18 protein-coding genes are annotated in these 23,715 nt (G+C 45.5%); 17 read left to right on the forward strand and 1 reads right to left on the reverse strand.

What is annotated here, in order from left to right; all coding sequences use genetic code 11:
* The first annotated feature begins 735 nt into the window (after positions 1-735).
* Positions 736-1,533, forward strand: coding sequence for a DUF6261 family protein (locus tag H8S65_RS16270; protein WP_186930917.1), 798 nt, complete (start codon positions 736-738; stop codon positions 1,531-1,533).
* Between the two features lie 65 nt (positions 1,534-1,598).
* Here H8S65_RS16270 and H8S65_RS16275 read toward each other — a convergent pair whose 3' ends face one another.
* Positions 1,599-2,072, reverse strand: coding sequence for a GAF domain-containing protein (locus H8S65_RS16275; RefSeq protein ID WP_186930918.1), 474 nt, complete (start codon positions 2,070-2,072; stop codon positions 1,599-1,601).
* 63 nt (positions 2,073-2,135) lie between these two features.
* Here H8S65_RS16275 and H8S65_RS16280 point away from each other — a divergent pair, with 63 nt between their 5' ends.
* The 16 genes from H8S65_RS16280 to H8S65_RS16355 all read left to right on the forward strand — a co-directional run bounded on the left by H8S65_RS16280 (position 2,136) and on the right by H8S65_RS16355 (position 23,686).
* Positions 2,136-3,482 (forward strand): MATE family efflux transporter, encoded by a 1,347-nt coding sequence (locus H8S65_RS16280; RefSeq protein ID WP_186930919.1) that lies wholly within the window; start codon positions 2,136-2,138, stop codon positions 3,480-3,482.
* Between the two features lie 41 nt (positions 3,483-3,523).
* Positions 3,524-3,817, forward strand: coding sequence for a nucleotidyltransferase family protein (locus tag H8S65_RS16285; protein WP_186930920.1), 294 nt, complete (start codon positions 3,524-3,526; stop codon positions 3,815-3,817).
* Positions 3,810-4,199 (forward strand): HepT-like ribonuclease domain-containing protein, encoded by a 390-nt coding sequence (locus tag H8S65_RS16290; RefSeq protein WP_186930921.1) that lies wholly within the window; start codon positions 3,810-3,812, stop codon positions 4,197-4,199. Before H8S65_RS16285 ends, H8S65_RS16290 begins: the two co-directional genes overlap by 8 nt.
* A gap of 23 nt (positions 4,200-4,222) precedes the next feature.
* A complete protein-coding gene (locus tag H8S65_RS16295; protein WP_186930922.1) occupies positions 4,223-4,864 on the forward strand; it encodes a cytidylate kinase-like family protein in 642 nt (213 codons plus the stop codon).
* A gap of 172 nt (positions 4,865-5,036) precedes the next feature.
* Positions 5,037-5,807: a sulfide-dependent adenosine diphosphate thiazole synthase gene (locus H8S65_RS16300; RefSeq protein WP_005644098.1), complete on the forward strand. Its 771-nt coding sequence runs from the start codon at positions 5,037-5,039 to the stop codon at positions 5,805-5,807.
* A 291-nt stretch (positions 5,808-6,098) separates the two neighbouring features.
* Positions 6,099-6,503 (forward strand): DUF6769 family protein, encoded by a 405-nt coding sequence (locus H8S65_RS16305; protein WP_186930923.1) that lies wholly within the window; start codon positions 6,099-6,101, stop codon positions 6,501-6,503.
* 104 nt (positions 6,504-6,607) lie between these two features.
* Positions 6,608-7,846, forward strand: coding sequence for an efflux RND transporter periplasmic adaptor subunit (locus H8S65_RS16310; protein WP_186930924.1), 1,239 nt, complete (start codon positions 6,608-6,610; stop codon positions 7,844-7,846).
* 76 nt (positions 7,847-7,922) lie between these two features.
* The gene (locus H8S65_RS16315; RefSeq protein ID WP_186930925.1) at positions 7,923-11,060 is read left to right on the forward strand and encodes an efflux RND transporter permease subunit; all 3,138 of its coding nucleotides are present in this window, start codon (positions 7,923-7,925) and stop codon (positions 11,058-11,060) included.
* Positions 11,057-12,238, forward strand: a complete 1,182-nt coding sequence (locus H8S65_RS16320) for a TolC family protein (protein WP_186930926.1) — start codon at positions 11,057-11,059, stop codon at positions 12,236-12,238. Before H8S65_RS16315 ends, H8S65_RS16320 begins: the two co-directional genes overlap by 4 nt.
* Before the next feature lie 204 nt (positions 12,239-12,442).
* Complete coding sequence (locus H8S65_RS16325; RefSeq protein ID WP_186930957.1) at positions 12,443-12,988, forward strand: RNA polymerase sigma factor; 546 nt, start codon at positions 12,443-12,445, stop codon at positions 12,986-12,988.
* Positions 12,989-12,994: 6 nt separating this feature from the next.
* Positions 12,995-14,257, forward strand: a complete 1,263-nt coding sequence (locus tag H8S65_RS16330; RefSeq protein ID WP_186930927.1) for a porin family protein — start codon at positions 12,995-12,997, stop codon at positions 14,255-14,257.
* Positions 14,258-14,495: 238 nt separating this feature from the next.
* Positions 14,496-15,053 (forward strand): RNA polymerase sigma-70 factor, encoded by a 558-nt coding sequence (locus tag H8S65_RS16335; protein WP_186930928.1) that lies wholly within the window; start codon positions 14,496-14,498, stop codon positions 15,051-15,053.
* A gap of 69 nt (positions 15,054-15,122) precedes the next feature.
* Complete coding sequence (locus H8S65_RS16340; protein WP_186930929.1) at positions 15,123-16,100, forward strand: FecR family protein; 978 nt, start codon at positions 15,123-15,125, stop codon at positions 16,098-16,100.
* A 199-nt stretch (positions 16,101-16,299) separates the two neighbouring features.
* Positions 16,300-19,596, forward strand: a complete 3,297-nt coding sequence (locus H8S65_RS16345) for a TonB-dependent receptor (RefSeq protein ID WP_436277884.1) — start codon at positions 16,300-16,302, stop codon at positions 19,594-19,596.
* 21 nt (positions 19,597-19,617) lie between these two features.
* Positions 19,618-21,204, forward strand: coding sequence for a RagB/SusD family nutrient uptake outer membrane protein (locus H8S65_RS16350; RefSeq protein WP_222616306.1), 1,587 nt, complete (start codon positions 19,618-19,620; stop codon positions 21,202-21,204).
* A gap of 172 nt (positions 21,205-21,376) precedes the next feature.
* A complete protein-coding gene (locus tag H8S65_RS16355; RefSeq protein WP_186930932.1) occupies positions 21,377-23,686 on the forward strand; it encodes a GH92 family glycosyl hydrolase in 2,310 nt (769 codons plus the stop codon).
* Positions 23,687-23,715 lie beyond the last annotated feature (29 nt).

The following is a 23,715-nucleotide window of genomic DNA, read 5'->3' on the forward strand; positions in this document are numbered from 1 at the left end:
CGGGATGATTGGGAGCTATCTTTTCCGATAAACTAACCGGAAAAAGTACATTTTGGTTGGATGTTAACTCTTTAAATACTATCTTAGCCATTGCTATAATGTTTGTTTTTTTGCAACGGTAAGATACTACTTTTTACCGAAATAAACAATAGCAAAAGGGGCTGTCACACTTTTTGGACAGCCCCTTCAAAGGATTTAAAGATTTTGCCTCTTCCCCTATGGATTTTAACCCCTTTCAGATATTCTTTTAAAGAGATTAAAACCCACAAGGGAACCGGAAAGCCGGAATGACCATCTATCCGCCTGCTCCAGCAGACAGCAAAAGAAGATTGCATCCCCCACATTTGGAAAAATCGACTCAAGAGATTGAATTTCAAAATATTTTATTTTCGAAAACACTTGGTTTTCACAACTTATATTATACCTTTGCAAATGACTGAAAAAAGATGTTTTAATTAGTCATTTTTTGTCCGATCCTACGGCTATTTTGCCGGTACAGTTCGGACAAAAATAACCTCGTAGGCATACAGAACAGCTAAAAAGCGTTTTGAAATGGCCTCGGACGCATACGGGACAGAAAAAAAATGAAATGCAATCATCCCGAACATATCCGAGATCGCAAAAAAACGGTTTTAAATGGACTCGTAGCTGTCGGAGACGGTATTAAAATAAAATGGAGCGCATCGAACTGCCTCCGTGTAATAATAATTAATAATTTACCTTAAAAACAAGATCATGGCAAGAGTCCAAACATTTCCTAAATCTAAGCTGAAGTTAGCAGAACTTCAAGCAGTCGGTCACGCTATCGAAAACCAAATCCTGTCGGCCAATACCGATGTGACAGAATTTAAATCACAATTTGACGAGTATCAATCCGCTCTTGCCGTCTTTGACAGCAGCCTCTTGAAGCTCACAAAAAGTAACTGGACCTCCGTAATGAAAGAACTCAAGACGAAACGTACGAAATTGCGAAGCAATGCTTTTTCAAACATACGTTCTTTGGCTAACTGTACGGATGAAGAAATCAAAGAACCGGCTGTCGCACTGCTCCCTTTGATAGACCGTTATAAATATGTTTACAAAAAGACCTTTAACGATCAGACAGGGCATACTACGAAGTTGATATCGGAAGTCGAATCGGACACCTTCAAGCCGCATGTCGAAAAATTGAAACTGACGAAATGGTTTGCCGATATCAAAACAGTCAACAACGAATGTGCCGAAGCCTTTTCCAAACGCAAAGAAGAACAGAGCCTGCGCAACCAGCCGGTCAAGACTCCGGTGAGCCGGGCTGCTTTCAACAGAGCTTATGACGCCTTGGTCATACGCCTTAACTCTTTGGCAGAAATAAACGGGGACGAGGATTATATCCGCCTGTTCTCATGGTGGAACGAACTGATCGACAGCTACCGCATCAGCATCAGCCTGCGCAGCGGCAAGGGCAAAGGCGGCAAGACCGACAACGGCAGCAGCAGCAAGCACGATCCCAACTCCGGCGGGAACAAGCAGGATGAACGTCCGGGAGAATTATAGGATGTGTTGACAATTTAAGAAACGATCATATTGGACGAGGCGGATATTCCGATGCAAAGCAGGAATCACATCGGTAAAAAAGCACAGAGCTGTTCCAAGTACTTCGCATCTGTCCCGTCGAATGCATTCAGGTTGTCGCTGTCGATATCCAAGACAGCGACAACTTTACCATCCCTGACCACCGGCACGACGATCTCCGACCGCGAATCCGAGCTGCAGGCGATATGGCCGGGAAACTGTTCCACATCCGGCACGACCATTGTCCGGGCTTCCTTCCAGGCCGTCCCGCATACGCCTTTTCCGTAGCGGATGCGCGTGCAAGCAAGAGGCCCTTGGAACGGGGCGAGCACGAGCATCTCCTCTTTCACCACATAGAAGCCTACCCAGAAGAAACCGAAAGTCTGTTTCAGGGCGGCGGCGACATTCGCCATGTTGGCGACCATATCCGTTTCTCCCGCTGTCAGCGATTGTAATTGAGGGAGCAGCGTCTCATATAGTTCCTGCTTGTTCCCACCGTTGATTATTAGATTTTCTGCCATTTTTTTGTACTTTATAAGGAAACAAAAGTAACCTTTTTTTCGAAATCTCCGTACCTTTGCCGCATGAGTAAAGAAAATTCTCCTTTAGTGCTCGGAACCGAGAGCATCAGCAAGTTATTGACACAGTACGCTATACCGGCTATTATCGCTATGACGGCCTCTTCGCTTTACAATATGGCCGACAGTATATTCATCGGACAGGGAGTGGGGCCGTTGGCTATCTCCGGCCTCGCATTGACGTTCCCGCTTATGAACTTAGCCGCCGCTTTCGGATCGCTTGTCGGGGTGGGGGCTTCGACGCTGGTTTCCGTGAAATTGGGGCAGAAAGACTATGAAGGGGCGAACAAAGTATTAGGGAATGTGCTGGTGCTGAATATCATCTTGGGGCTAACCTTTACGCTTGTCTTCATGATGCTGATCGATCCGATCCTCTATTTTTTCGGGGCGAGCGAGAACACGATTTCGTATGCCCGCGATTATATGAATGTGATCCTGATGGGAAATGTGGTCACCCACATGTATTTAGGGCTGAATGCCGTGCTGCGCTCTTCGGGTTTCCCGAAGTTGGCCATGTATGCAACGTTGTCTTCGGTCATGATCAACTGCATGCTGAACCCGCTTTTTATCTTCGGTTTCGGCTGGGGGATCAAAGGGTCGGCGTGGGCGACGGTCATTTCGCAGGTCATTTCATTGACCGGCCAGTTGGTGCATTTCTCCCGATCTACGCAATTGCTGCATTTTAAGAAAGGCATTTACCGGCTGAGGAGCGAGATCGTAAAGGGAATCCTCTATATCGGGATGTCACCTTTCCTGATGAACCTCTGCGCCTGCCTGATCGTGATCCTGATCAACCGGGGCTTGAAAGAGCATGGGGGCGACATGGCGATCGGCGCATACGGGATTGTGAACCGGATCATATTCCTCTTCATCATGATCATAATGGGCTTCAACCAGGGGATGCAGCCGATTGCAGGCTATAACTTCGGCGCCCGGCATTACCCGCGTGTGACGGAGGTGACGAAGCTGACGATGAAGTGGGCGATCGGGGTGGCGACGGCCGGGTTCCTGCTTTGCCAGCTCTTTCCGTCGATGATCGTCCGCATGTTTACGAATGACCCGGAACTGATCGAGGCGGCGGTGTACGGTTTGCATATCGTCTTTGCCGTCTTTCCGATTGTCGGTTTCCAGATGGTGGCGACAAACTTTTTCCTTTCCATCGGGATGTCTAAGAAGGCGATCTTCCTCTCGCTCACCCGCCAGATGCTATTCCTCGTCCCTTGCCTGCTGATCCTCCCGTCATGGCTCGGTACGCTTGGCGTATGGATCAGCATCCCGATCGCCGACACGACCGCCACAATCGTTACAGCCATCGTCCTAATAAACCAGTTCAGGAAGTTTCATGCTAAATAAATTTTGTTTACCTTTGTCTTGTAACATAATATGAATGGAAAATGAAGACAAAAGCAGAATATCTCGAATTACTTCGCTGCTATAAACAACAAATGGCAGAGCAATATGGTATTATTCGTTTAGGAATATTCGGCTCTGTTTCCCGTAATGAACATGAAAGAAACAGCGACCTGGATGTTTGTGTGGAAATGAAAGAACCGGATGGTTTTGTGCTTTTGAATATCAAATACGAACTGGAAGAATTGTTGAATTGTAAAATAGATATTGTCCGCCTACGTGATAATATGAATGCTTTATTAAAAAGAAATATAGAAAGGGACGGAATTTATGTGTAAGGAAGAAGTTCTATTACTATTCGAGCAGATTCAGGATTCATTAGACACGATTATAACTCGTGCCATACCTGTAAATACGGCAGACGATTTTACTCATTCCCCAGATGGTATGATGCGGCTGGATAGTATTTGCATGCTGCTGGTCACTATCGGCGAGGCAATCAAAAACATTGATAAGTATACACATAAATCTCTTTTACCAAAATATCCTGCAATTAATTGGCGAAATGTTATGGGATTGCGTGATATTATTGCTCATCAATATTTTAACGTGGATGCAGAAATAATTCTTCGTATCGTAAAGATTAATGTTCCTCAGTTACAAAAAGTAATAGAACAAATTATTATTGAATTGAAGAAAGAAGCATTGGAAGACATCTAATAAAAATAGAATTAGTAGTTATTATGGATAATAAAATAATACTGACCATCGGCCGGCAGTTCGGCAGCGGTGGTCGCGAGATCGGGCAGAAGCTGGCAAAAGAGTTGGGCATCGGCTATTATGACAAGCAACTGATGGCGCTTGCCGCAAAAGAAAGCGGATTGAGCGAAGAGTTTTTCGAGAAAGCGGACGAGAGGGCTTCCAGCGGTTTGGCTTATGCTTTTACAATGGGCTATTCGTATATGGGGCTGTTCCCGCCGTATGCCGATGTGCTGTCTAACGACCGTTTATTCCTGTATCAGAGCGATACGATCCGTAACTTGGCGGAAAAAGGCTCTTGCGTGATTGTCGGACGGTGTGCCGACTATATCCTGCGCGACGATCCCGACTGCCTGAGTTTCTTTATCCACAACAACAAAGAGAACCGCATCCAACGGATCATCGAAAGCCAAGGCCTGACAGTCGAGCAGGCGGAGGAATTGATGCTGAAGACCGACAAATCGCGTGCTGCCTACTATAACTATTATACGAATAAGGAATGGGGCGTCGCGTCCACCTACAACTTCTCGATCGACGTCTCCGTGTTGGGGGTAGACGAAACAGTCGCATTCATAAAAAGTTTTGTGGAACGGAAAATGAACAAGCGTCCGCCGCATTTCGGATAATTTATTATCTTTGCAACCGACTTATCATAGGGGTGCCTTACTATACAGGCTGAGATTATACCCATTGAACCTGCCGGATAACGCCGTGAAGGGAAAAGGTAGAATTGCTAAATAAAGGGAAGCGTTACCTCTATGTGCTTCCCGATGTTTAAACTCTAATTATTATTTTGTAATGGAACAGATCGTTTCAACTGGAATTATCGACTCTTACTTTGCGAAGTTAAAGAGCAATTTGTCTATTGATGTCGCTATTGTCGGTGGTGGCCCTTCGGGTATCGTCGCCGCTTATTATCTGGCTAAGGCCGGGAAAAAGGTGGCTTTGTTCGACCGTAAGTTAGCTCCCGGTGGAGGTATGTGGGGCGGCGCCATGATGTTCAACGATATCGTGGTTCAGGAAGAGGCTATGCCGATCGTGCGCGAGTTGGGTGTAAGCTATAAGGATGCAGGCAACGGTACGTATATCATGGATTCCGTACACACAACCTCGGCTTTGATCTATAGCGCGACGAAAGCCGGTGCGACTATTTTCAACTGCTATTCCGTAGAAGACGTGGTGTTCCATAACGATGCCGTTGCCGGCGTGGTGGTGAACTGGGCTCCGGTTATCCGCGAAGGCATGCATGTGGACCCGCTGACGATCATGTCCAAGGCTGTACTGGAAGGAACCGGCCATGACTGCGAAATCGCCCGCGTGGTGGCTCGCAAGAACGATATCAAGCTGAATACTCCGACCGGAGGCGTGATTGGCGAACGTTCGCTGAATGTCGAGTTGGGTGAGTCTACAACCGTAGAAAATACGAAGGAAATCTATCCGGGACTGTTCGTTTCCGGCATGGCTGCCAACGGCGTGAGCGGTAGTTTCCGCATGGGACCGATCTTCGGCGGCATGTTGATGAGCGGCAAGAAAGCTGCTGAACTGATTTGTGCCAAGCTGGACAAATAAGAATACACCGGTTGGTTGCATAAGTACCGTTCATGATTGAATGGCGATTTATCTATGGACTGACAAACAAGGCTTGCCTCGTGCCACAGGCTCTCTTTTGAGCGGTGTGTCAAAATGTACTTATCCACGCGCCCCGCGCGGAAACAAAGCAGTTTTGACACACACCCTTTAAAAGACCTGGAGGCAAAGCCTCTTTCTGCGATTGCCCTGAAAAGTAGCGAACAAATCATTATTTAATATATAAATGACTACTTGGTAAGTAAAAACTTCTTATTTTTGTAGTCGATAAAGATGAAAGCGAAAAAGAAAATATACCAGTATGTGATGCTGCTTGTTAGTATCGTGATGCTTATGTCGGTAGTCATACCGCACCATCACCATAGTAACGGGTTGCCGTGCTATAAATCGCTTTCTGCCGAAGCCGCCCATGGCGGGCATGGAAGTCCCGAATCGCATGATTGCGGATGCAACGGGCATAACATCGCGCTCTACACTTCCATTTTCTCGCATGTGACGGATGGAAACGTGAACCAGTTTCTTTTCCCTTTGCTTGTACTGTTTGATTATATAAATCCTCCTGTACCGGTCTTTTACAAGCTCTTGTTCGAGAATGACCGGACCTACTACATCGAGTCCCTGCATGATACGTGGATCGCTTCTGCGTCAGGGCTTCGTGCGCCTCCGTTTTATGTATGATTGATGATTGCAGAGGTCATATCGGGCATATTGGTTATTGCCTTTGATGTGATTTCCTATCCCTTTTATTTATTATCGAATATACAATAAACGAATTTATCATAATGAAAAAGATATATTTAATGTGGGTGGTTTTCGCCTACATCCTAACAGGTTGCAGCGGCAATACTGCAACACATGGGGAGCATGAACATGAAGCCCACGAACACAAGGAAGGACACGATCATAGCCACGAAGGGCACGACCATAATCACGAAGGGCACGACCATGAACATGAAGGACATGATCACGAACACGAAAAAACCGGAGAAGAACATGCCGGTGAGATTTCTTTCAAAAAAGCATTGGCGGAAGCTATCGGATTGCAGACGTCTAAGGTAGAGCCGGGAGCTTTTACCGATGTAATCAAGACAAGCGGTCGTGTGATGGCTGCGCAAGGAGAGGAGTCGACGGTGGTGGCTACAGTTCCCGGCGTGGTGACGTTCGGCAACCTGTCGTTTGTCGACGGAACGGCTGTCCGCAAAGGGCAGGCCATTTTGAGCCTTGCTTCGAGCAGTTTGTCAGACGGCAATGTGGCGGCAAAAGCCAAATATGCATACGAGAATGCAAAGAAAGAATATGAACGTATGGAAGCCTTGGTAGGGGATAAGATCGTTTCTGCCAAAGATTTCGAACAGGCACGTTTGAATTACGAGAATGCCAAGGTTGCCTGGGAAGCTGTGGCCGGGAAACAGACGGCTAACGGCGTCTCTGTCGTTTCGCCAATGAACGGATATCTGAAGAACCTGCAAGTGAAAGAGGGCGATTATGTAACGGTCGGCCAACCGTTGGCAACGATCTCGCAGAATAGCCGCCTGGTGTTGCGTGCGGAGGTTTCAGAGAAATATTACAACTATTTGCCTTCCGTCCGGTCCGCTAATTTCCGTACGCCGTACGATAACGTGACTTATAAGCTGTCTGATCTGCGTGGACGTCTGCTTTCTTATGGAAAGGCTTCTGATGCCAACTCGTTTTATATTCCGGTTACATTCGAATTTGACAACAAGGGGGCTATTATCCCCGGCTCGTTTGTCGAGATCTATCTGCTTACCGCTCCGATGCAGAATGTGATCAGTGTTCCTGTTTCCGCCCTTATCGAGGAGCAGGGCGTCTACTCTGTCTTTGTCCGCGAGCATGAAGAAGCCTATAAGAAGGTTCCTGTGACGTTAGGGGCTGACAACGGTTCCGAAGTGCAGATCCTGAGCGGCCTGAAAGCCGGCGACGAAGTCGTGACGGTCGGCGCTTACCAGATCAAGTTGGCTTCTGCTTCTAATGCAATTCCTGCACATACACATAACCATTGATAATTAAGAATTTAAAATTAATAATTAATGATGGGCAATGGGTGTTTCTCTTTCTCATTATTAATTAACTAAGATTATGCTGAATAAGATAATATATTACTCGCTGCATAACAGGTTGGTTGTGTTGATCTGTTCCCTGCTGCTGATGATTGCCGGAACGTACACCGCTTTCCATACGGATGTGGATGTGTTCCCGGATTTGAACGCGCCGACCGTTGTCATTATGACGGAGGCGAATGGTATGGCGCCTGAGGAGGTGGAACGCCTGGTGACTTTTCCGGTGGAAACGGCTGTGAACGGTGCGATGGATGTGCGCCGTGTCCGTTCGTCTTCTACGACGGGGTTTTCTGTCGTGTGGGTTGAGTTCGATTGGGGGACGGATATTTACCGGGCCCGCCAGATCGTTTCCGAAAAGTTGGCGGTTGTCAACGAGAGCTTGCCGGAGAATGTCGGGAAGCCGACGTTAGGCCCGCAGTCTTCCATCTTGGGAGAAATGATGATTATCGGGCTGACGGTCGATGATTCGACTGGTGCTGGTAAAGACGGACGGACAGACGTCTCTACGGTGGCAACAACCCAAATGGACTTGCGCACGATTGCCGACTGGACCATCCGCCCGCGATTGCTCTCGACAGGAGGGGTGGCACAGGTTGCCGTCATCGGGGGCGATATCAAGGAGTACCAGATATTGCTCGATCCCGCCCGCATGAAACACTACGGTGTCAGCTTGGGCGAAGTGCTGACCGTTACGCGTAACATGAACCGGAATGCCAATGGCGGTGTCCTTTATGAATATGATAACGAATACATCATCAGGGGCGTCCTTTCTACTGCAAATGCCGGGGAGATCGGAAAGGGAGTCGTCAAGACTGTCGGAGATTTCCCCATCCTGTTGGAAAATATCGCAACGGTCAAGATCGGCGGCAAGAGCCCGAAGCTCGGAACGGCTTCCGAACGGGCGAAACCTGCCGTGCTGATCACAGTCACCAAGCAACCCAACACCAGCACGATCGATCTGACGGAAAAGTTGGATGCGATCATGGCGGACTTGCAGAAGAACCTGCCTGCCGATGTGCATGTTTCGACTGATATATTCCGTCAGAGCCGCTTTATCGACAGCTCTATTAATAATGTAAAGAACAGTTTGTTCGAAGGCAGTTTCTTCGTTGTCATCGTCCTGTTCCTGTTCCTGATGAATATCCGCACGACGGTGATTTCGTTGGTTGCCTTGCCTCTTTCGCTGTTGGTTTCCATACTGGCGTTGCATTATATGGGATTGACCATCAATACCATGAGCTTGGGTGGTATGGCGATTGCGATCGGCTCGCTGGTCGATGATGCGATTGTCGATGTGGAGAATGTGTATAAACGGATCAGGGAGAATCGTTTGTTGCCGACCGACCAGCAACGTTCCATTTTGGAAGTCGTGTTCGATGCTTCCCGCGAAGTGCGTATGCCGATCCTGAATTCGACGCTGATTATCGTGGTCAGCTTCGTGCCCCTTTTCTTCCTGCACGGGATGGAAGGGCGCATGTTAGTACCGTTAGGGATCGCCTTTATTGTCGCGCTGTTTGCCTCTACGGTCGTGGCGTTGACATTGACTCCGGTATTGTGCAGCTATCTGCTGAACCGGAAGTCTACGGACAAGAAAGTGGAGAAAGAGGCTTGGGTGGCCCGCAAGCTGAAAGAATTGTATGGCAAAGCCTTGAATGGGGCATTGGCACATAAGAAGATGGTGTTGGGATGCACGATCGGCCTGTTCCTTGTTGCATTGGGGACATTCTTTACGTTAGGGCGCAGCTTCCTGCCGCCGTTCAACGAAGGTTCGTTTACGATCAACGTGAGCTCTCTTCCGGGTATCTCCCTCGAAGAATCGGACGAGATGGGACGACGGGCGGAAGAATTGCTGATGCAGGTTCCCGAAATCCAGACAGTTGCCCGCAAGACCGGACGTGCCGAGCTTGACGAGCATGCTTTAGGGGTGAACGTGTCGGAAATCGAAGCCCCGTTTGTCCTGAAAGACCGTAGCCGCGAAGCCGTTATGAATGATGTCCGCAAGAAATTGTCTACCATCAGCGGCGCCAATATCGAAATCGGACAGCCAATCTCTCACCGTATCGACGCCATGCTCTCCGGAACGGAGGCGAATATCGCAATCAAACTGTTCGGTACGGACCTGAACCTGATGTTTACGGTAGGTAACCAGATCAAGGAAGCCATCCAGGGAATCCCCGGCCTGGTGGACTTGAAAGTGGAACAGCAGATCGAGCGTCCGCAGCTTACCATCACGCCGAAGCGCGAGTTGATGGCGCAATATGGCATCTCGTTGCCGGAGTTTGAGGAGTATGTCAATGTCATGTTAGGCGGCGAAGCGGTCAGCCAGGTGTATGACGACGGCAAGACATTCGACCTGACGGTAAAGACTTCGGACGAAAGCCGCGCCACGATGGAGGATATCCGTAACCTGATGATCGACGCGGGCGGCAAGAAAGTCCCGTTGAGCTATGTCGCCGAAATCCGTTCCGTGACAGGCCCGAACACTATCAACCGCGAGAATGTGCAGCGTAAGATCGTGATCAGCGGTAATGTTTCCGAGCGCGACCTCCGCAGCGTCGTGGGTGAGATACAGCAGAAGGTGGATGCTTCCATCCGGTTGCCCGAAGGCTATCATATCGAATATGGCGGACAGTTCGAGAGTGAACAGGCTGCCAGCCGTACGTTGCTGCTTACTTCGTTGATGTCTCTGTTGGTGATCTTCCTATTGCTCTATAATGAGTTTAAGAATGCGAAGGAGAGCGGGGTTATTTTGTTGAACTTGCCGTTGGCATTGATCGGGGGCGTGTTTATCCTGAAGCTGACTTCCGGTGAGGTGAGTATTCCGGCTATTATCGGTTTTATCTCCCTGTTCGGTATTGCTACCCGTAACGGGATGTTGCTGATCAGCCACTACACGCATCTCCGGACTGTAGAGAATGTGCCTTTGAAGCAAGCTGTCCTGCAAGGTTCTATGGACCGTTTGAATCCGATCCTGATGACGGCGCTCAGTTCGGCTCTCGCGTTGATCCCGCTTGCGCTGAACGGCGATTTGCCCGGCAACGAGATACAAAGCCCGATGGCTACCGTTATCTTAGGAGGTCTGTTAACATCCACTTTCCTGAACGGCTTCATCATCCCGATTGTTTATTTATTAATAAATAAAGAAGATAAAGAATGAAACGATTCATATTGACAATAGCATTGGTTTCTTCCGCAATGGTAGCCGGAGCACAAACTTCCATCGAAGAAGTGCTTCGGAGCATAGAAACCAATAACAAGGAATTGCAAGCAAACCGTCAGATGGTGACGGCACAGAAGTTGGAAGCCAAACTGGACAACAACCTGCCTGATCCTACCGTCACCTATTCGCATTTGTATGGGAACAAAGAGGGGATGGGATTCACCGGTGAGTTAGTCGCTTCGCAATCATTCGACTTTCCGTCTTTATATATGCAGCGGAACAAACTTTCCAAGCAGAAGGGCGAAAGCTACGATCGGCAGGGCGAAGAAGTACGCCAGCAAATTTTGTTGCAGGCCAAAGAAGCCTGCTTGGACTTGATCTTTCTGAACCAGCAAAAGAACCTGTTGGATATCCGCCGGAAAAGTGCCGAACAGCTTGCCGCACTCTATCAGCAACGCTTGGAACAGGGCGATGCCAATATTTTGGAAACGAACAAGATCGAACTCGAACTCCTGAACGTCCGCAACGAGGCGCGCATGAACGAAGCGGCCCGTGTGAATAAACAACGGGAATTGGAAATGCTGAACGGAGGAATTGCCGTTCAACTGACCGATACGGCTTACGAGGCAGTAGAACTTCCGCTCTCATTTGCCGACCTGCGTCAGGAAATCTTGGGTACTGATCGACGACTGCTGTCTTTGCAAAGTGCAAAGGCCGTATCATCAAGGCAAATCAGTGTCAATAAGACGATGGGATTGCCTTCGTTCGAGTTAGGCTACCGTATGAACCCTTCTTCGGGTGGCGAACGTTTCAATGGCTTTTTGGTCGGTATCAGCATTCCTCTTTTCTCCAATCGCAACAATGTGAAACAGGCGAAAGCACAGAGCCTTTACACCGATTTGCAGTTGGAAAGCGCGACGACGGCGGTAGAGAACGAATTGCTCCAACTCTATAACCAGTCGGTAGCCCTGAAGACTTCCATCGACGAGTATAGCAAAGTGCTGAAAAGCCAGAACAACTTAGCGTTGTTGAACAAGGCGATCCAGGCGGGACAAATCTCGATGATCGAATATTTTGTGGATGTCACCACGCTCTATCAGAGCATGCAGAATCATATGCAGTTGCAGAACGAATACCAGAAGGTGATGGCGCAGTTGTATAAATTCAAGTTATAAAAGTGGAGGGGAGTCCTATTCTATCGAACGGCTCCCCTTTTTGTTTCAGTTATTTTCATGCCTATGAAACTTTTGTTTCACCGGCAGGAAACTTTTGTTTCATCCCGGAGAAACTTTTTTCTCATCGGGATGAAATTTTTTTCTTCCCTGCATGCAAGGTTTTATACATCCCTGCATTTACTATTAAAAGCACTATAAGAATTGATGACAGAAACGGAGTTGACCGATAGATGCAAGACCGGAGACAATCTTGCCCGCAAGGAGCTGTATGAGCGCTTTGCGGAAAGGATGCTATGTCTATGCTACCGTTATGCCGGTGATGAAGAGACGGCTCACGATCTTCTGCATGACGGTTTCTTGAAAGTCTACTCGTCCATGTCTTCTTTCACTTATAGAGGCGAAGGAAGCCTTCGGGCCTGGCTGAGCCGGGTGTTTACCAACGTTTCCCTGGAATACCTCCGCCACCGGGACTTGCTTCGTGACGGGATGTCGTTGGATGATGTGTCGGACTTGCCGGATGAACCGGAGCCGGATGCAAGTGTGCTGTCGATGGATGTTCTGATGAAGTTTGTGGCGGAACTGCCGCCCGGCTATCGTACCGTGTTCAACTTATATGTGTTTGAGCGTTGGAGTCATAAAGAGATTGCACATAGCCTGCATATCAATGAAGCATCGTCGGCATCCCAACTGAACCGTGCCCGCCGCCTGCTGATTACCCGCATCAAGGAACAATTAAAGAAAACAGAATAAACAGACATGAACGAAAAGAACGACATACTGCAAATGCTCCGAGACCGGGAAGACGAGTTCCGTCTCCCTCTCCGGAAGGGCGGCTGGGAAAAGCTGGATGCGGATCTTTCTGCGCTCATGCCTGAACCGGAATTGCCTGGCTTGCGGGCGAAACCGGTCCGCTACAAGTTGTATCGTTGGGTGTTTATAGCTGCCGTTGCTTTATTGTGTCTGATGATATCGGTTGTCGTTTCCCGCCGTGAGGAACCGAAAGAAGTGGTGGCGGAACATCCTGTAGTCTTGTCTCCCGAAAAGAAAGAATCCGTTACGCCAGCGTTGCCGCCAGAAGAAATTCCGGAGAAACCGGCATATGCACGCTTTTTCCCTTATATTCAGGTAATCGACAGCCTGATACCGCAACTTTATCCCGTGGATTTACCAAAAGAGGTCATGATTGCCGGAAATAGCTCTGATGATATCGAGGTAACGGAACCAGCCATGCCGAAACACCGGGATTCCGGGCCGCAACCGGATAAGCGAAACAGCTTGCCTTATCGTCCTGTTGAGGAAAAGAAGAAGATATTTGATTTTAACCGCTTTGCTTTCGGTATCCAGACCGGTAGCAATCATGTAACGAACATGGGAGGCGGTTTCGAGCATCGTGAAGAATGGGTTAGCCAACCGGATCATCCGAGACCGGAAGAGAAACCTGAACGGCCGGATGACAATCCATCGGAAAAACTTCAGACAAAAGCCGCTACGGGTGGAGGCGGAGGAAGTTCGGAAAACTGGAAGACGGACTATTATTATCGCCATCATATTCCAATCACTTTTGGATTGTCAGCTCGTATGTTTATCACACCCCGGATCGCTCTGGAAACAGGTTTGTCTTATACCTATTTGTATTCGGAAATCCTGGAAGAAGGGAAGACGCAGAACGGTTCACAGAAATTGCATTACATAGGTATTCCGCTTAAGCTAAGCTGGACGTTCTATAAATGGAAAAATCTTTCGCTCTATGCTTCGGCAGGGGGCATGATCGAATATTGCGTATCGGCAAAGAAGACAGATGCGGATTTACGAATCAACCGCTGGCAACCCTCCTGGAATGCGGCTGTCGGCATGCAGGCCGAACTCCGTAAGCCGCTCTCGTTGTTCGTCGAGCCGGGTGTGAGCTATTATTATAATATGAACCCGCAATATCGTAATAGCAGTCTTCGTTTCGAAAGTATGCGTACTGTCCACCCGTTCACCTTCACCTTGCAGGTCGGAATCCGGTTCACTTATTAAGTTAGCTGTTCCGGTAGATGGTTGTAGCGAAAGAAGACGCAGTTGCAAGTTACTAATCGTAATCATATTAATAATTTGTTTTGTAGTATATTACGATCGAAACGTTGATAAATGGATTATTTGTTTGAAAATTTCGTATCATGAATAAATCTTTTATATCTTTGTTGTGCGATGAAATTCTGAAGTTCTTACAGAACTCAGTTATTTAAAGAGAGTGTAAAGTAAGATATATAAGTGAATGAGCAAACCTATTTCTATCGAAGGTAGCATACGGAATAATTTTGACAGGATATATGTCACATACTATTCCCGTATGCTCCGTTTTGCCAGGGAATATGTATTGTTTGAGGAGGATGCCGAGAATGTTGTCCAGGATGTGTTCCTTCTTTTATGGGAGAAGCGGGAAGTGTTGGATATACAGGTCAGCCTGGTTTCCTATCTTTTTTCGCTTGTGAAAAACCGGAGCCTTGATTATCTTCGTCATAAAGTGGTGGCAGAGGAATACAAGCAGGAACTGACCTTTAAGTTATTGGCTCTTGAACAATTGAACTATACTTTAACATCTGAAGAAGATATCGAGAAAGTGGTAGCCAACGCTATCGATAAACTGCCCGAACGTTGTCGTGAAATATTTTTAAAGAGCCGTATAGAAGGAATGAAATATCGGGAAATCGCCGATGAATTAGATATCTCGATGAATACGGTGGAGAACCAGATGTCCATAGCCTTAAAGAAACTTCGTATTGAATTGAAGGACTACTTGCCCCTGTTGCTATTCCTTATTAGTGTTAAATAATATTTATTTACGATTGTCTTTTAGTGGTAAATGAAAAGATAATCGCTCTTCCCTATAAAAGCATGAGAAATGTATGAACTGATAACAAAATATTTTTACGGGGAAATAACTGCTAAAGAGAAAAAGCAGTTATTTGCCGCCATAGAAACAGATGCAGAACTGAAAAAAGAGTTCTTATCTGTTCAGAATCTTCGTGCTTTGACCTCGTGGATCCCGACAGAAGAGGATGAATCTGTTGCTGTGGGCAAGCTTCTCGAATTTAAGCAAGCCCGCAGAGAGAAAGCATTTGCAATCCCATATAAGCATATCTTGGGATATGCGGCAACCGTTTGCATCGCTGTTTTTTCTACCTGGATGATTACCAGCCGGACAGAGCAACCTGTAGTTGAAGAACCGGCAATCGCATATGAAGAATTTTCCACCCCTTCCGGACAACGTGCGCTTTTGAAGTTGCACGATGGGACAACCGTTTGGCTGAATGCCCGTTCGACTTTACGTTATCCCAATCATTTCGGAAAGAATGAACGGAAAGTGGAACTGGATGGAGAGGCTTTCTTTGAAGTGAAACGGAATGAAAAAGCTCCTTTTGTCATCTCAACGGAAAAAGCAAACATCAAGGTGCTGGGTACGAAGTTCAATGTCTTTGCTTATAAGGGACATGAGGAATTCAATACATCTTTGGTCGAAGGTGCGGTGAAAGTCTACCAGGGTGAAAGTGATGCGGATGCTCTGAATATTACGCCGCACGAATGTGTTTTCCTGTCAGATGGTAAACTGGTAAAAAGCTATTTCGATAATTCTGATTTCCTGTTGTGGAAAGAAGGCATTTACGCTTTTGACGATGTGCCTTTCAGCTATATCATTAAGAAACTTGAGCTATACTATGATATAACAATCATACAAAAGAACAAGAAACTGGATCAGTATAGATTCAGTGGTAAGTTCCGTCAGCGTGATGGGGTGGAGAGCGTGCTTCAAACCTTGCAGAAAGTGTATTATTTCTCGTTTGTGAAGGATGAGGAAAACAATTGTATCACTATTCGCTAAACGGACATGGATGTAAGAAAAACATGTTTAATCTTTAATTTAATGCCGTCGCCTATGATTTAGAGAGAAGAAAATATAAAAAGACCGATAGATGTTCCCGCACCTATCGGCCCTAAGCTAACACAAAATTCCAACAAATTAAGTATTAACAAGTAAACGAAGCAAAGTTATGAAAAAAGAACCGAAATTTCTAAATGTCATGAGAATTTCAGCCTTCCTTCTTTTCCTTTGCGTATTCTCTTCATTTGCAGCCAAAACAAGTTCGCAAAATGCAAGAGTCAATATCAGTGGAAAGAATTTAACGATCGGTGAGTTTATCGATCAGGTAGAGAAACAAACGGATTATCTGTTTGTCTATAGTAAAAATGAAGTGAATACGAACGATGCCGTTTCCGTTAAGTCGGGAAATAAAACGGTCGCTCAGTATTTAAGTGAAGCATTCGGTGATTCGAATGTAAAGTATGCTTTTGAAAACGATTATATCGTTTTGACAAAGAATGCAAATCCGGTAGTAGCCCAGGAGGGTAAAACAATCTCCGGGGTTGTTAACGATGAATTTGGTCCGGTTGCCGGTGCCAATGTCATTATTAAAGGTACTACGAACGGTACAATGACAGATATGGACGGTAACTTTACGATTACCAACGTTCCGGAAGGAGCAATCCTACAGGTATCTTTTATCGGTTATCTGACAAAAGAACTTCCGGTTGGAAACCAGACTACATTTACCGTTATGCTGACGGAAGATTCGCAAGCATTGGAAGAAGTTGTAGTCGTTGGTTATGGTGTGCAACGTAAATCCGACGTAACAGGCTCCATCTCTGTAACAAAAGCAGATGAGATGTTGAAGCAGCAATCTTTTAGTGCTTTGGACGGATTGAAAGGTAAAGCATCCGGTGTTAATATTTTTTCTAACTCTGGTCAGCCGGGTGGTTCAAGCCGTGTGATGATTCGTGGTATCGGTACTATCAACTCATCTTCAGATCCATTGTATGTAGTTGATGGCGTGGTAATGGAAGATTTCAAATACCTGAATCCGAATGATATCGAACGTATCGAAGTTTTGAAGGATGCATCTTCTGCTGCTATCTATGGTGCTCGTGGTGCAAATGGTGTGATCATGGTAACAACAAAACGCGGTAAAGATGGTGAAGGTGTCTCTGTTAGCTATAGTGGTTCTGTGAGCATGGGAAAGGTAGCTAAATACATGGATGTATTGGATGCTAATGAGTTCATGCAGGCGATGAATATTGCCTATGAAAATGGACGTTTGTATGATGGTCAAGATTATGTGTTCAATCCTTCTGATCCAAATTTGTTTAATGCTGACGGGACTCCTAAATATAATACGGATTGGCAGCGTGAAGCTACCCGTACGGCCTGGTCACATAATCATCAGTTGAGTATTCAGCAGGGTGGAAAGAAATCTTCCGTAGGAGCTTTTTTGAACTATACGGACCAGCAAGGTGTGATGTTGAATACTTATATGAAACGTTTGAATGCAAAGGTGGCTTATGATGCTGATCCGCTGAGTTGGTTGTCTACCTCTGTCAATGTATTGGTGAACCATACGTGGGCAAATGAGGCACAAGAAGAAGGTGGTAATCAGGATGCTCGTCGTACAATGATCGAATTTCCATCTATATTCCCGATTTATATGCCGGACGGTAGTTATGCGAATTCAAATTCTACCTCTGATTTCTCTTTGGAAGCGATGTCAAATCCTGTACAAACATTGTTGACACAACAGCGTAATCGTTATAAAACACAGGTGTTTGGAAATGCTGCTTTGACTTTTCATTTGGCTAAAGGATTAGATTTGAAAACTCAGTTTGGGGTGGATGCTCATATTAATAGAGATCGTGATTATACACCTTCAACACTATTGAATCTGGGTTATGACCAACAGGGCGAAGCCCGTTTGTATGATAAAGATATTTTGTATTGGCAGGAAGAAACTTACCTGACATATATGAATAATTGGGGCAAACATAGATTGAACGCTATGGCAGGTCTTTCTTGGCAGCAGCGTACTGTTCGTGATAACGAAACGAAGGTACAGGGGTTTGCCGACGATTTCTTTGGCTTTGATAATATCGGTGCTGGCTCGAACCCTCAGGCTCCTACGTCTTCTTACGCTCAGTGGGCTATGAACTCTTATTTCTTAAGAGGCTCTTATACTTATAATGATCGTTATATGGCTACAGTAACTGCCCGTATCGATGGTTCTTCTAAATTTGGTAAGAATAATAAATACGCATTCTTCCCTTCTGTCGGTTTAGGCTGGTTAATTTCAAATGAAGATTTCATGAAGGACATATCCTTCATCGATCAGTTGAAGTTGCATACAAGTTTCGGTGTGACAGGTAACTCTGAAATCGGTACTTACAAATCTTTGGCAACAGTAGCCTCTGGAACTACATTATTGAACTCTGTCCGTGTTAATAACTCTTATATTTCCCGTTTGGCTAATCCTGATTTGAAATGGGAGAAAACAAATCAGTTTGATATTGGTTTCAATTTGAATTTGTTCCGTAATCGTTTGAATTTCGATGTTTCTTATTACTACAAGTTAACCACGGATTTATTGTTGGATCGCCCGGTTCCTCATTCAACCGGCTTTGACTCTGTAATTGATAATATCGGTGAAGTTTCTAACCAGGGTTTGGATTTGATGGTAAATACAGTTAATATTGATAATCCTGATTTTACCTGGTCTACGACTTTGAATATGAACTATAATAAGAATAAGATTGAGAAACTGGGTGAAAATAATGAAGATATATTGCCAGGCCCTGATTGGGTCTCAGGTTCTCAAACTATTCTGCGTGTTGGTGAATCTTTGAGTTCTTTCTGGGGATATGAAAGATTGGGTATTTATGGAGTGGATGAAGCTGAAGAAGCTGCTGCCGCTGGTAGTGCTGTCGGTAAGGCGAAACGTTCTAAAGATAAGAAAGTATTAGGTAAAGGTATTCCTGACTGGACAGGTAGTTTCATTAATACATTTCGTTATAAAAACTTTGATCTGACGCTGGATTTGCAATTTGTTATGGGGGTAGATGTCTTACAACAATTTATGCATTCGACAGAAGACCGTTTTGGTTTGACGAGTGGTTTGTCTTCTATTTTGTATGATGCATGGTCTCCTGAAAATCCGAATACATTCGTTCAGGCTATCCGTAATGCATCGTCTCCTAACAATGCAAAACAGAGTACGGAATTGGATTCACATTGGGTTTGTAATGGCTCTTATTTGCGCGCAAATCTGATCCAATTAGGTTATACATTCGATTCAAAAGTATTGAAAGCTTTGAGACTGGGTTCTTTGCGTGCTTATTTCAACGTAAATAATGCATTCCTTATTCATTCGAAAGATTTCAAGGGATATGATCCTGAAGGTACTTCACAGGGATCTAACCAGTGGGGACAGAATATGTTCTTCTTCCAATATCCGAAGCCGAGAACATTTACTCTGGGTGCTAATCTTACATTTTAATAACTTCAGAATTTAATGAAAATGAAAAAGATATTATTAGGAATCATTTGTGTCGGTTTATTGGGAGGTTCAACTTCCTGTAGCGACTTTTTGGAAGAAAAAACGAAGAGTGAATTGGATTTGGGACAAAACTTTTCAACACCTAATCATGCGCGTACGGCCGTAAATGTATTGTATCGGAACGGTGCTCCTGATCTGTATGGAAATGGTGGTGTATATATGCCGTCAAGCAGTACGATGGGAGGGTATATTTCAGGCTTGTTTGATAATGGCTATAAAGGACAGGAAGTAATTGCTTCTTATAGCCAAACGCTGACTCATACGGCCAAAAACATTGCCGGTTCAATGGATGGTGTTTGGGATGATTGTTACGAAGCGATTTCCCGTGCAAATACAGCTATCAAGTATATCCCGTCTACTCCGGGATTACAAGAAACCGAAAGAAATAATTTGTTGGCTCAGGCTAAATTTTTCCGAGCCTTCAATTACTTCTATCTGGTGAAATTCTTTGGGGATGTACCTTTAATTACAGAACCGTATGAATCATTGGAAAATTTGTATGTATCCAGAACTGCATCTGCAGAGGTATATAATCAGATTGTTGAAGATTTGACGTTTGCGGTAGATCATTTGAATGATGTCGCATTTACGGAGAATGGTTTTCGTGTAGCCAAAGGTACAGCTGAGGTTGTATTAGCAGATGTTTATCTGCAGATGAGCGGTTATCCTTTGCTAAATAACAAATATGCTGAAGCGGCTAAGGTGGCGAGAAGTATTATTAATAGCGGAAAATATGCTTTGATTCAGAATGGGAATTCTCCTGAAACAAGTGCTTATAATGTAATTCGTACGGAGGATAATACAAAAGAATATCTGTATTCGTATGAATATGAAGCAAGCATCGCTTCCAATCCGAAGGTACAGATTTGTTTGCCGGTCTCTGGTGCACAAGATAATCAATTGGCTTATTCTTTGACAAACGATGCCTATCGTCCTATAGAGGAATATCTGAATGTATATGATCCTGAAAAGGATTTGCGTATTCAGGAAAAACAATTTTTCCATACAAGCGAAATGTTGACAGACAAGAGTGGTAACTTAAGAGAATACAAATTCGTTACTTGCCCTTATATCTGGTATAACGAAGAGGCAATGACAAAGTCAGCTAAGAGTAGCAAGGATCTGGCTCTGTATCGTTACGCAGAAGTATTGTTGATTGCGGCGGAAGCGATAGCACAGAGTGAAGGAGTAACAACGGAAGCTATTGGTTATCTGGCTGATGTACGTGCACGTGCTTATACAACAACAGATCGTTCAGATATAGTTAGTTCATTAAGCAGTCTGTCTAAAGAAGCTTTTATTCAGGAAGTTTGGGTGGAACGTATGCGTGAACTTGTATTTGAGATGCGTACTTGGTCTGATATTCAGCGTACTCGTATGTATCCGGTTACATCAAAAGATGCTAAAGGAAAAGTATCTTTTGTAAATGTGATTGGAGCTAAGAATCCGTGGGGAGCCGTTTATCAGGAAAAAGACTTATTGTGGCCTATTTCTGATAATGAAATGCAACGAAATCCTTCTTTGAAACAAAATCCAGGTTTTGAATAAAGGCTTGTACCCAGATAAAAAAGGGTGGACATACCCTTGAGTATGGGGAGGTTGTTCGTCACGGGCAACCTCCCTTTTTATTGATTTTTGAGAAAAATCCACATTACTTGCTTTTACTTAAGGGGTTGTTTGACTTATCTTTGTAAGTAGAATATTAATCGTATAAATAAATATGAAGAAAAAAAGTATATGGGCTTTTGCCCTTATTGCTATGCTAACCAGCCTGGGGAGGCCTGCCGTCGCGTCAAACGGTGCTTTTGATCCGGTAGAGTATGTTAATCCTTTAATGGGGACACAATCGTCGTTCGAGCTATCGACCGGTAATACCTATCCGGCCATAGCACGTCCTTGGGGTATGAATTTCTGGACACCGCAAACCGGTAAGATGGGTGACGGATGGGGATATACCTATACCGCCAATAAGATACGCGGTTTTAAACAAACCCACCAGCCAAGCCCTTGGATCAATGATTACGGGCAGTTTGCGATCATGCCGGTTGTCGGCGCTCCTGAATTCGATCAGGACAAACGCGCCAGTTGGTTCTCCCACAAGAGTGAGATCGCAAAACCGTATTACTACGAAGTCTATCTGGCGGAACATGACGTGAAGACCGAGTTGACACCGACGGATCGTGCCGCCATGTTTCGTTTCACTTTCCCGGAAAACGAACATTCTTATGTCGTAGTGGATGCGTTTGACAAAGGTTCCTACATCAAGGTGATCCCCGGAGAAAATAAGATTATCGGCTATACGACCAAGAATAGCGGCGGTGTACCGGAAAATTTCAAGAACTATTTCGTGATCGAATTTGACAAACCTTTCACTTATGAAGCGACTTTTGCCGATGCAACATTGAAGGAAGGTGCGCGTGAGCAGGAATCCGACCATGTCGGCGCCGTTATTGGTTTCAAGACGGCAAAAGGCGAGGTCGTGCATGCGAAGGTCGCCTCTTCGTTTATCAGTTTCGAACAGGCAACCCTCAATATGAAAGAGTTGGGTTCCGACAATTTCGACACATTGGTGCAAAAAGGCAAAGATGTATGGAACAAGGAGCTGGGCAAGATCGAAGTGGAAGGCGGCACGTTGGACCAGTACCGGACATTCTATTCCTGTATGTACCGTTCGCTTCTGTTTCCCCGTAAGTTTTATGAAATAGACGCGGCAGGGAAAGTCGTGCATTATAGTCCTTACAACGGAGAAGTATTGCCGGGCTATATGTTTACGGATACCGGTTTCTGGGATACGTTCCGTAGCCTGTTCCCATTCCTGAACCTGATGTACCCGACAATGTCGAAAGAAATGCAGGAAGGTCTGATCAACACCTATAAGGAAAGCGGGTTCTTCCCCGAATGGGCAAGCCCCGGACATCGTGGTTGTATGGTGGGCAACAACTCTGCATCGGTTTTAGTGGATGCTTACGTCAAGGGTATAAAGGTGGATGATCTCGAAACTTTGTACAAAGGTTTGATCCACGGAACGGAGAATGTACATCCGACGGTTTCTTCTACCGGTCGCCTCGGACATGAATATTACAACAAATTGGGCTATGTGCCTTATGATGTGAAGATCAACGAGAATGCCGCCCGTACGTTGGAATATGCCTATAACGACTGGTGCATCTACCAGATCGCAAAAGACCTGGGACGTCCTAAAAAAGAACTTGACCTGTATGCCAAACGTGCGATGAACTATAAAAACCTGTTTGATAAGGAAACCAAGCTGATGCGTGGAAAGAATAAAGACGGCAAGTTCATGGCTCCTTTCTCGCCGTTGAAATGGGGAGATGCTTTCACGGAAGGGAATAGTTGGCATTATACATGGTCTGTTTTCCACGATCCGCAGGGATTGATCGATTTGATGGGTGGAAGAAAAGAATTCGTCACCATGCTGGATTCCGTATTTGCCGTTCCTCCCGTGTTCGACGATAGCTATTATGGACAGGTTATCCATGAGATCCGTGAAATGCAGATCATGAATATGGGAAACTATGCGCATGGCAACCAGCCGATCCAGCATATGATTTATCTTTATAACTATGCCGGTGAGCCTTGGAAAGCCCAATACTGGCTACGTCAGGTGATGAACCGCATGTACACCCCGACACCGGACGGTTATTGTGGTGACGAAGATAACGGACAGACTTCCGCCTGGTATGTATTCTCCGCTCTCGGCTTCTATCCGGTTGCTCCCGGAACAACGCAATATGTATTGGGCGCACCCTTGTTTAAGAAAGCCACCCTGCATTTCGAGAACGGCAAGAATCTGGTTATCAATGCACCGGAGAACAACGACAAGAATATCTATATCGAGTCGATGTCATTCAACGGGAAGGAGTACACCAAAAACTACCTGGAACATTTCGAATTATTGAAAGGCGGTGTCCTGGACATCAAGATGGGAGATAAGCCGAATATGGACAGAGGCGTGAATCCGGAAGATTTCCCGTATTCATTTTCAGTAAATGAGAAACAAAAGAAATAAACGATGGAGCTACTAAAGAAAATAGGAAA

It is taken from the genome of Parabacteroides hominis (assembly GCF_014287585.1).
Classification (GTDB): domain Bacteria; phylum Bacteroidota; class Bacteroidia; order Bacteroidales; family Tannerellaceae; genus Parabacteroides; species Parabacteroides hominis.

What these genes read in the sequence shown, in the direction of transcription:
- H8S65_RS16270 (WP_186930917.1), top strand. Translation starts at nt 736, where the DNA reads ATGGCAAGAGTCCAAACATTTCCTAAATCTAAGCTGAAGTTAGCAGAA.
- H8S65_RS16275 (WP_186930918.1), bottom strand. Translation starts at nt 2,072, where the DNA reads ATGGCAGAAAATCTAATAATCAACGGTGGGAACAAGCAGGAACTATAT.
- H8S65_RS16280 (WP_186930919.1), top strand. Translation starts at nt 2,136, where the DNA reads ATGAGTAAAGAAAATTCTCCTTTAGTGCTCGGAACCGAGAGCATCAGC.
- H8S65_RS16285 (WP_186930920.1), top strand. Translation starts at nt 3,524, where the DNA reads ATGAAGACAAAAGCAGAATATCTCGAATTACTTCGCTGCTATAAACAA.
- H8S65_RS16290 (WP_186930921.1), top strand. Translation starts at nt 3,810, where the DNA reads ATGTGTAAGGAAGAAGTTCTATTACTATTCGAGCAGATTCAGGATTCA.
- H8S65_RS16295 (WP_186930922.1), top strand. Translation starts at nt 4,223, where the DNA reads ATGGATAATAAAATAATACTGACCATCGGCCGGCAGTTCGGCAGCGGT.
- H8S65_RS16300 (WP_005644098.1), top strand. Translation starts at nt 5,037, where the DNA reads ATGGAACAGATCGTTTCAACTGGAATTATCGACTCTTACTTTGCGAAG.
- H8S65_RS16305 (WP_186930923.1), top strand. Translation starts at nt 6,099, where the DNA reads ATGAAAGCGAAAAAGAAAATATACCAGTATGTGATGCTGCTTGTTAGT.
- H8S65_RS16310 (WP_186930924.1), top strand. Translation starts at nt 6,608, where the DNA reads ATGAAAAAGATATATTTAATGTGGGTGGTTTTCGCCTACATCCTAACA.
- H8S65_RS16315 (WP_186930925.1), top strand. Translation starts at nt 7,923, where the DNA reads ATGCTGAATAAGATAATATATTACTCGCTGCATAACAGGTTGGTTGTG.
- H8S65_RS16320 (WP_186930926.1), top strand. Translation starts at nt 11,057, where the DNA reads ATGAAACGATTCATATTGACAATAGCATTGGTTTCTTCCGCAATGGTA.
- H8S65_RS16325 (WP_186930957.1), top strand. Translation starts at nt 12,443, where the DNA reads ATGACAGAAACGGAGTTGACCGATAGATGCAAGACCGGAGACAATCTT.
- H8S65_RS16330 (WP_186930927.1), top strand. Translation starts at nt 12,995, where the DNA reads ATGAACGAAAAGAACGACATACTGCAAATGCTCCGAGACCGGGAAGAC.
- H8S65_RS16335 (WP_186930928.1), top strand. Translation starts at nt 14,496, where the DNA reads ATGAGCAAACCTATTTCTATCGAAGGTAGCATACGGAATAATTTTGAC.
- H8S65_RS16340 (WP_186930929.1), top strand. Translation starts at nt 15,123, where the DNA reads ATGTATGAACTGATAACAAAATATTTTTACGGGGAAATAACTGCTAAA.
- H8S65_RS16345 (WP_436277884.1), top strand. Translation starts at nt 16,300, where the DNA reads ATGAGAATTTCAGCCTTCCTTCTTTTCCTTTGCGTATTCTCTTCATTT.
- H8S65_RS16350 (WP_222616306.1), top strand. Translation starts at nt 19,618, where the DNA reads ATGAAAAAGATATTATTAGGAATCATTTGTGTCGGTTTATTGGGAGGT.
- H8S65_RS16355 (WP_186930932.1), top strand. Translation starts at nt 21,377, where the DNA reads ATGAAGAAAAAAAGTATATGGGCTTTTGCCCTTATTGCTATGCTAACC.